A 6526-nucleotide genomic window follows, 5' to 3' on the forward strand; every position below is an offset into this window, starting at 1 on the left:
CGGCGCGGCGCTGGTGACGGCCTGGCGACGATCGACAACGCGGGAAAACCGCGCCAGTTCGTCGAGGTGGTGCAGGATTTGCCCGCTGCTGTTCCTGGCTGGCGTCTCTGGCTGCTCACTCCCGCCGACGCTGCTCTTTCATCGGCCGCCAACACGGCGCGCCTGACCACGCTGCTTGGGCTTCTGCTGATGGGCTTGCTTGCCTTCGTGCTTACCCGCCGCCAGCGCGCACGACGGCTGAGGCAGGAGGCGCTGGCGCGGATGAATGCCGAACTGGAGAGCCGAGTCAGCACGCGAACGGCCGAGTTGACCCGCTCCAACACCGCACTTGCCGGTGAAATCGCCGAGCGCGAGAATGCTGAAGCCAAGGTGCGCCGGCTGCGCGACGACCTCGCCCAGGCCAACCGGCTTTCCATCCTCGGCCAAATCGCCGCCGGCGTGGCGCACGAGATCAACCAGCCGGTCGCCGCTATCCGCACCTATGCCGAGAATGCGGGCCGCTTTCTCGAAACCGGCAAAACCGAACCGGCCAGCGGCAATCTGACGTCGATCGTGTCGATGACCGAACGCATCGGCGCGATCACCGGCACCTTGCGCACTTTCGCCCGTCGACCCGGGGTTGCCGCTTCGCCGCTGCCGGTGCGCGAGGCAATTGATGGCGCGCTGTCGCTGCTGTCGGGCCGCATCCGTGATTCCGGCGTGACCATCGTCAAGCCGCGCGGCAATGCCTCGCCGGTGGTCATGGCCAGCCGCATCCGGCTGGAACAGATCCTGGTCAATCTGTTGCAGAATGCGCTGGACGCTATGAAGGACCAGCCCGATCCCCGCATAGAGATCCAACTTGCCGAGCACGACGACAGGGTGCTGATTTCGGTGCGCGACAACGGCCCAGGTCTCGGCCCGGAAGCAGCCGGCAATCTGTTCATGCCGTTCCAGACCACCAAGGAGAAGGGGCTTGGCCTCGGGCTGGTGATCTCGCAGGAGATCGCCCAGGAATTGGGCGGCACGCTGCGGCTCGATCCCGGCAATGGCATCGGCGCATCCTTCACCATCGATTTGAGGCGAATTGAATGATTGAGGGATCAGGGCTGGTGGCGCTCGTCGACGACGATGCGGACCTGCTGCACGCCACAACGCAATTGCTCGAGCTTGCCGGCTTCGCTGTGGTCGCGCGCGACGCCGCCGAGGCAGCGCTTGCCGTTGTCGACAGGACCTTTGAAGGCGTGGTGGTCAGCGACATCCGCATGCCGGGCATGAACGGGCTGCAGCTGTTCGATCGCATCAAGGCGATCGACCCGGACATACCCGTGATCCTGGTCACCGGCCATGGCGACGTCGATCTCGCAGTGGCCGCGCTCAAGGACGGTGTCTACGATTTCATCTCGAAACCCTATGCCGGCGACCGCCTTGTCGAGGCGCTGAAACGGGCGAGTGAGAAGCGACGGCTGGTGATGGAGAACCGGCGGCTGCGCGAAGCCGCGGCCCTCGCCACTGACGGCCTGCCGCTGATCGGCGAGGCTCCTGCCATCAAGCGACTGCGCGAGACCTTGCGCCAGATTGCCGACATGAACGTCGATGTGCTGGTCGAGGGAGAAACGGGAACCGGCAAGGAAGTGGTGGCGGACCTCCTGCACAGAGGGGGGCGACGGCGCGCAAAACCCTTCGTGGCACTGAATTGCGGTGCGCTGCCGGAGACGGTCATCGAGAGCGAGTTGTTTGGCCATGAGGCGGGCGCGTTCACCGGCGCGCAGCGGCGGCGGATCGGCAGCATCGAGCATTCCAGCGGCGGCACGCTGTTTCTCGACGAGATCGAATCCATGCCGCCGGCGCTCCAGGTCAAGCTGCTGCGCGTGCTCGAAACGCGCAGCCTCACTCCACTTGGCTCGAACGACATCAGGCGCATCGATCTCAGGGTCGTCGCCGCGACCAAGGTCGATCTGGGGCGGTCGGACCAACGCGGTGATTTTCGCGAGGATCTGTATTTTCGCCTTAACGTGGTGACGCTGCGCATCCCGCCGCTGCGCGAGCGTCGCGGCGATATCCCGATGCTGTTTGGGCATTTCCTCGGCAAGGCGGCAGAACGGTTCGGCCGGCCTGTCGCGAAGATGAACGCTGCGGTCAGCGATCATCTCCAGTCGCATGACTGGCCAGGCAATGTGCGCGAGCTTGCCCATTTTGCCGACCGTGTTGCGCTCGGCCTCGGTCCGGAAGATGAGAGGAGGGCGGTCTCCGCGCATTCGCCGGAGCCTACGGCAGCATTGCCCGAACGGGTCGGCCAATACGAAGCACAGCTCATCCGCGACGCATTGCGCGATCATGGCGGCGACGTGCGCGGCGCCATCGATGCGCTCGGCGTACCGCGCAAGACCTTTTATGACAAGCTCAAGCGCTACGGCATTGCCGCATCAGAGTTTCGCAATGGCGGCGACGCCGACACGCAACCATCTCGGAAAAGCGATGAACACGACGCTTGAAACGACGGCAAATCCCTTGCCGGAAGAACTCGCCTTTCTCGGTGAACGGCTGACGGCGTTCAACGACGGCGATGTCGGCGCATCCGAAAGGAAGGCGCTTGTGGTGTTTGTGCGCGACGAGGATGGCGCGGTCGTCGCCGGCATTTCCGGTTACACCGCCTGGGGCTGGCTCTACGTGCAATGGCTCTGGGTCGATGAGCGGCTGCGCGGCCAGCACATGGCCGGCAAGATGCTGGATGCGGCCGAACACGAAGCGGTGGCGCGCGGCTGTCGAAACGCCTGGATCGACACCTTCAATCCGAACGCCGCCAAGGTCTACCAGCGTCAGGGTTACGAGCCCTTTGGAACGCTTGCCGATTTCCCTATCGGCCGCAGCCGCATCTTTCTACAGAAGAGGCTGGCGTTGGCCTGATCCATCCCGGCGGAACCGGGATGGACTGTCTTCCTGCCTGACCCGCAATCCGAACGAAGGTGGTTATGGTCCGGCGGACCGTTACTCGGCCGGAACCAGGCCTGGGTCTCCCATCGGGCTTGCTCTGGTTTCCTTGCGTGCCGACGCACGGGCGAGCACGCTTTGGCGGTTTACGGATCTGCGCTCGGCATCGATGCGATGGATCAGGATTTCCGCACGCTCGATCGACCCGAGCAGGGCCAGGATCGTGCCGCGTTCGGCGGCACCGGCATTCGGTCCGAGCGCCAGCGTGCGGGCACGCAGTTCCTCGACCCCGGGCAGATTTACATGGCCGGCCGGCATCTGCGGGCTGGAAATTCCGTAAGTAGGCAAGATTTCGCGCAGCGACGTGTCGAGCTTGTTCAGCGCGACGTCGACGATGGCTTGCGCCGGGTTGCTGAACTTCTCGCGCCTGACGCGGCGCGCCACCTGATGCATCGATTCCGTCAGGGCGGCCGTGAAGTCGGCTTCCTCGATCAGGCTGGCGATCAGATCGAGCTGTTCGTAAGGCAGATCCTCCTTCATCAGCGCGGCGGTGTAGGCGCGGATATCGCGGCTGAGGATGTCGGTCGCCAGATAGTGCTCGCCCGGATCCGACGGCGCCTTCTTGGAAGAGCGTGCGATGTCGAGGAACATGGCGCCGGCCTCCAGATGGCGGGCCGTCTCTTGCTGCACGGCGGGAATGGCCTTGGCAAAATCGCTGGCCAGTTTGCGGTCGAGGAATTTCGGCGTCGAGAAATCCTCCGCGTCGTCGGCATCCGTGTGGCCGACACGCGATAGCACCCGCTCGAACACGCCGATGAACGGGAATAGCAGCACTGTGTTGAAGACGTTGAAGAAGGTCGAGTAGAGGCCGACCGCGACCGGCACCAGGGGGAAGGTCTCCTTGCCGTCAACAATCACCGGAACGGCCGGATCGCCGCCGAAGAACTGCATGGCCCATTCCAGCACCTGGATGGAGACGAAGAACAGAGGGATGGTGATGCACACCCCGATGATATTGAACGAGATGTGCGCATAGGCGGTCCGCTTGGCGTTCTTCGAAAGGTTGAGCGAAGCCATCCACGACGTGATCGTGGTGCCGAGATCGGCACCGAGCGAGAAGGCGACGGCGGTTGTCCAGTCGAGAATGCCCGCCGCGCCAAGGCCCATGACGATGCCGATCGTCGCCGAGGACGAGTGGATCATCGCGGTCACGCCGGCGGCGATGAACACGCATTTGAAAAGGTTGAGGTAGGAGTCGGCCGTCAGCGTCTGCAGCAGCGCCATGACTTCCGGCAGGTTGCGAAGCGGACGCAGGCCGCCGGTCATCAAATTGAGGCCGTAGAAGATCAGAGCGAAACCCATGCAGGCGAGCGCTATGTTCTTCACCTTTTCGCTTTTGGCGAAGCAGTAGACCAGCGAGAACACGCCGGCCAGGATCAATCCGAGCGGACCGAGCGGCAGGGCGATGAGCCCGTTGCCGAGCGTGGTGCCGATGTTGGCGCCCATGATCACGCTGATCGCCGGCCGCAGGGCGATGACACCGGCATTGACCAGCCCGACGACCATGACGCTCATCGCCGTCGACGACTGGATGACGCCGGTGATCAGCGTTCCCGCCAGCACGCCTTTGACCGGCGTACCGGCTGCCTTGGCGAGAAAGTCGCGCATCCGGTTGACCGACAGCGCCTGGATGCCGTTTGCCATGAAATCCAGACCGAGCATGAAGATGCCCAAGCCGCCGATCACCGGCACGAGGATGTCCTTGAAGATATCTATGTCCATTTCAGGCAGTCCCCAACAAGTCGCCACGACGACGCGGTATGAAGTTCAGTTGCTGCGCAAGGCAGCTTCGTTCGGGTCAGTTTCCGACCGGCAATTGCCTTGCCCAATACTGTTCGATCTGGCCAATGAGCGCTTTCGGGAGCGGCACATAGCCGAGTGCGGTGGCGTCGCCGGCACCTTGCGCGAAGGCGAGCCGGAAAAGATCATGCACGCGGCGATAGCGATGTTCCGAACGCCCCGAGACCTGGACAACGGCGAACACCGCCGTGCTCATCGGGTACGCACCATCTCCGCTGCGATTGGTGAGGGAGGCGAAGAAGTCGGTCGTTTCCCCCCAGGCGACGGAGGTGGCCGCTGCTTGCACGCCCTGCGGGTCCGGTTTGACGAACTTGCCGGATTTGTTCTGGACCGCTGCGAAGGGAAGGCCGGCGCGAAGAACCTGGCCGTATTCGGCGTAGGCAATCGCCCCCTTGCTCGCAGCCACGGCACGAAGAAGCGCTTGCGTACCTTCCGCGCCTGTCCCGAGCGGCCAGTCGATCAGAGTGTCGGCTCCAGGCTTCGTCTTCCAGTCTTCGCTTGTCGATGACAGAAACTCGGTGAAGACATAGGTTGAGCCCGAACCGTCCTGCCGGTGGATGACGCTGATGGCGAGATCGGGAAGGGCTATGTCGGGATTGAGCACCCTTATCGCAGGATCGGACCAGGACTTGATCTTGCCCAGATAGATGTCGGCGATCACCGGGCCGGAGAGGCGCAGACCTTGCTCCGGCAGGCCATCGAGATTGGCGACCACCGCGATCCCGCCCATGACGATCGGAAATTGCTGCTGGCCGTTCCTGGCGAGATCATCAGCCGGCACGGGAACATCCGTGGCGGCGAAATCCAGTTCGGGCTGCGCAAGCCGCATCAGGCCGGCAAGGGATCCGACCGGTTCATAATCGACGGTCCAGTCCAGCGTGAAGAAGTCGCCGCCGTCGGCGCGTGCAGCCTTGTATGTCGTTGCCCACTTGCCGATGATCGGCGCGGCCAGTGTCGACCCCGCACCGCGAATGGGCTCAGCCCGCGCAGCGGATCCGATCATGGCCCCGATGATTGCAAGGGCGAGCGCAGCTGCCGCCCCCGAAACCGTCGGCCGTGCACCGCGCAATAAGGCTAAACCTGCTGACAACATAAATTGAATCCCAACTATACTGCCGCCGCTATGTAGGCGCGCATCAATGGCCATACGCCTGCGAAATGAGGCGTCAGCTGAAAACAAGATCGCTGTTGTCTTGTATTAATTCTTCTTAACGGTTGGATGACAGTGGGTCCCGGCGGAAAAGCTTTTCGACTGTTCCGAAGACCTTTCGACTGCAAAACCTGAGCAAAAAGCCGCATCGTCTGAAAGTCGGCGGGAGAGGTCATCCTCAAACACTGAGATAGAGACCATCCCGCTTCCGGATGGAAGAGGCTCTAACCGGCGAGTTTTCCGCCCTGCATCGGCCGCGGTGCGCCGGTCGTGCTCGGAAAGCTGATCGGCAGGCCGCGCAGCACGCGCACCGCCAGGAAAGCAAAACACTCCGCCTCGACCGCGTCGCCGCTCCAGCCGAGGCTCTCGGCCTGCACCACTTCGACGCCGGCACGGCTGGTCAGCATCGCCATCATGGTCGGGTTGTGGCGGCCGCCGCCGCTGACCACCAGTTTTTTCGGACGGCTTGGTAAGAGGTCGAGTGCCTTGCCGACGGCTCCAGCGGTAAAGGCGGTCAGCAGTGCCGCGCCATCCTCCGCATCCAGCCCGTCCGCCATGGCGGCGCCGAAGTCGAAACGGTCCAGCGATTTGGGATAGGGCTTGGTG

Annotated in this window: 6 protein-coding genes; 3 read left to right on the top strand and 3 right to left on the bottom strand. The window is 63.5% G+C overall.

Annotation, left to right across the window (positions count from 1 at the left end; genetic code table 11):
* From EOC06_RS29925 to EOC06_RS29935, 3 genes are all read left to right on the top strand, one after another.
* Positions 1-1074, top strand: a 1074-nt coding sequence (locus EOC06_RS29925; RefSeq protein ID WP_164898808.1) for a sensor histidine kinase, incomplete at its 5' end; no start/stop codon positions are given.
* The gene (locus EOC06_RS29930) at positions 1071-2474 is read left to right on the top strand and encodes a sigma-54 dependent transcriptional regulator (protein ID WP_128309490.1); all 1404 of its coding nucleotides are present in this window, start codon (positions 1071-1073) and stop codon (positions 2472-2474) included. The genes EOC06_RS29925 and EOC06_RS29930, both read left to right, overlap by 4 nt.
* Positions 2458-2886, top strand: coding sequence for an N-acetyltransferase (locus tag EOC06_RS29935; RefSeq protein WP_128309491.1), 429 nt, complete (start codon positions 2458-2460; stop codon positions 2884-2886). Before EOC06_RS29930 ends, EOC06_RS29935 begins: the two co-directional genes overlap by 17 nt.
* Before the next feature lie 81 nt (positions 2887-2967).
* Here EOC06_RS29935 and EOC06_RS29940 read toward each other — a convergent pair whose 3' ends face one another.
* The 3 genes from EOC06_RS29940 to EOC06_RS29950 form a co-directional block, all read right to left on the bottom strand.
* On the bottom strand, positions 2968-4692 hold the full coding sequence (locus EOC06_RS29940; RefSeq protein WP_127272615.1) for a Na/Pi cotransporter family protein: 1725 nt from the start codon (positions 4690-4692) through the stop codon (positions 2968-2970).
* A 76-nt stretch (positions 4693-4768) separates the two neighbouring features.
* On the bottom strand, positions 4769-5773 hold the full coding sequence (gene pstS, locus EOC06_RS29945) for a phosphate ABC transporter substrate-binding protein PstS (protein ID WP_245470208.1): 1005 nt from the start codon (positions 5771-5773) through the stop codon (positions 4769-4771).
* Between the two features lie 371 nt (positions 5774-6144).
* A partial coding sequence (locus EOC06_RS29950; protein ID WP_206631285.1) for an anhydro-N-acetylmuramic acid kinase occupies positions 6145-6526 on the bottom strand: 382 nt, incomplete at its 5' end.

The organism is Mesorhizobium sp. M7A.F.Ca.MR.362.00.0.0, assembly GCF_004023175.1.
Classification (GTDB): Bacteria; Pseudomonadota; Alphaproteobacteria; order Rhizobiales; family Rhizobiaceae; genus Mesorhizobium.

Excerpts from the sequence above, each read along its gene's own strand:
- EOC06_RS29930 (WP_128309490.1), top strand. The coding sequence starts at position 1,071 with ATGATTGAGGGATCAGGGCTGGTGGCGCTCGTCGACGACGATGCGGAC.
- EOC06_RS29935 (WP_128309491.1), top strand. The coding sequence starts at position 2,458 with ATGAACACGACGCTTGAAACGACGGCAAATCCCTTGCCGGAAGAACTC.
- EOC06_RS29940 (WP_127272615.1), bottom strand. The coding sequence starts at position 4,692 with ATGGACATAGATATCTTCAAGGACATCCTCGTGCCGGTGATCGGCGGC.
- pstS (WP_245470208.1), bottom strand. The coding sequence starts at position 5,773 with ATGATCGGATCCGCTGCGCGGGCTGAGCCCATTCGCGGTGCGGGGTCG.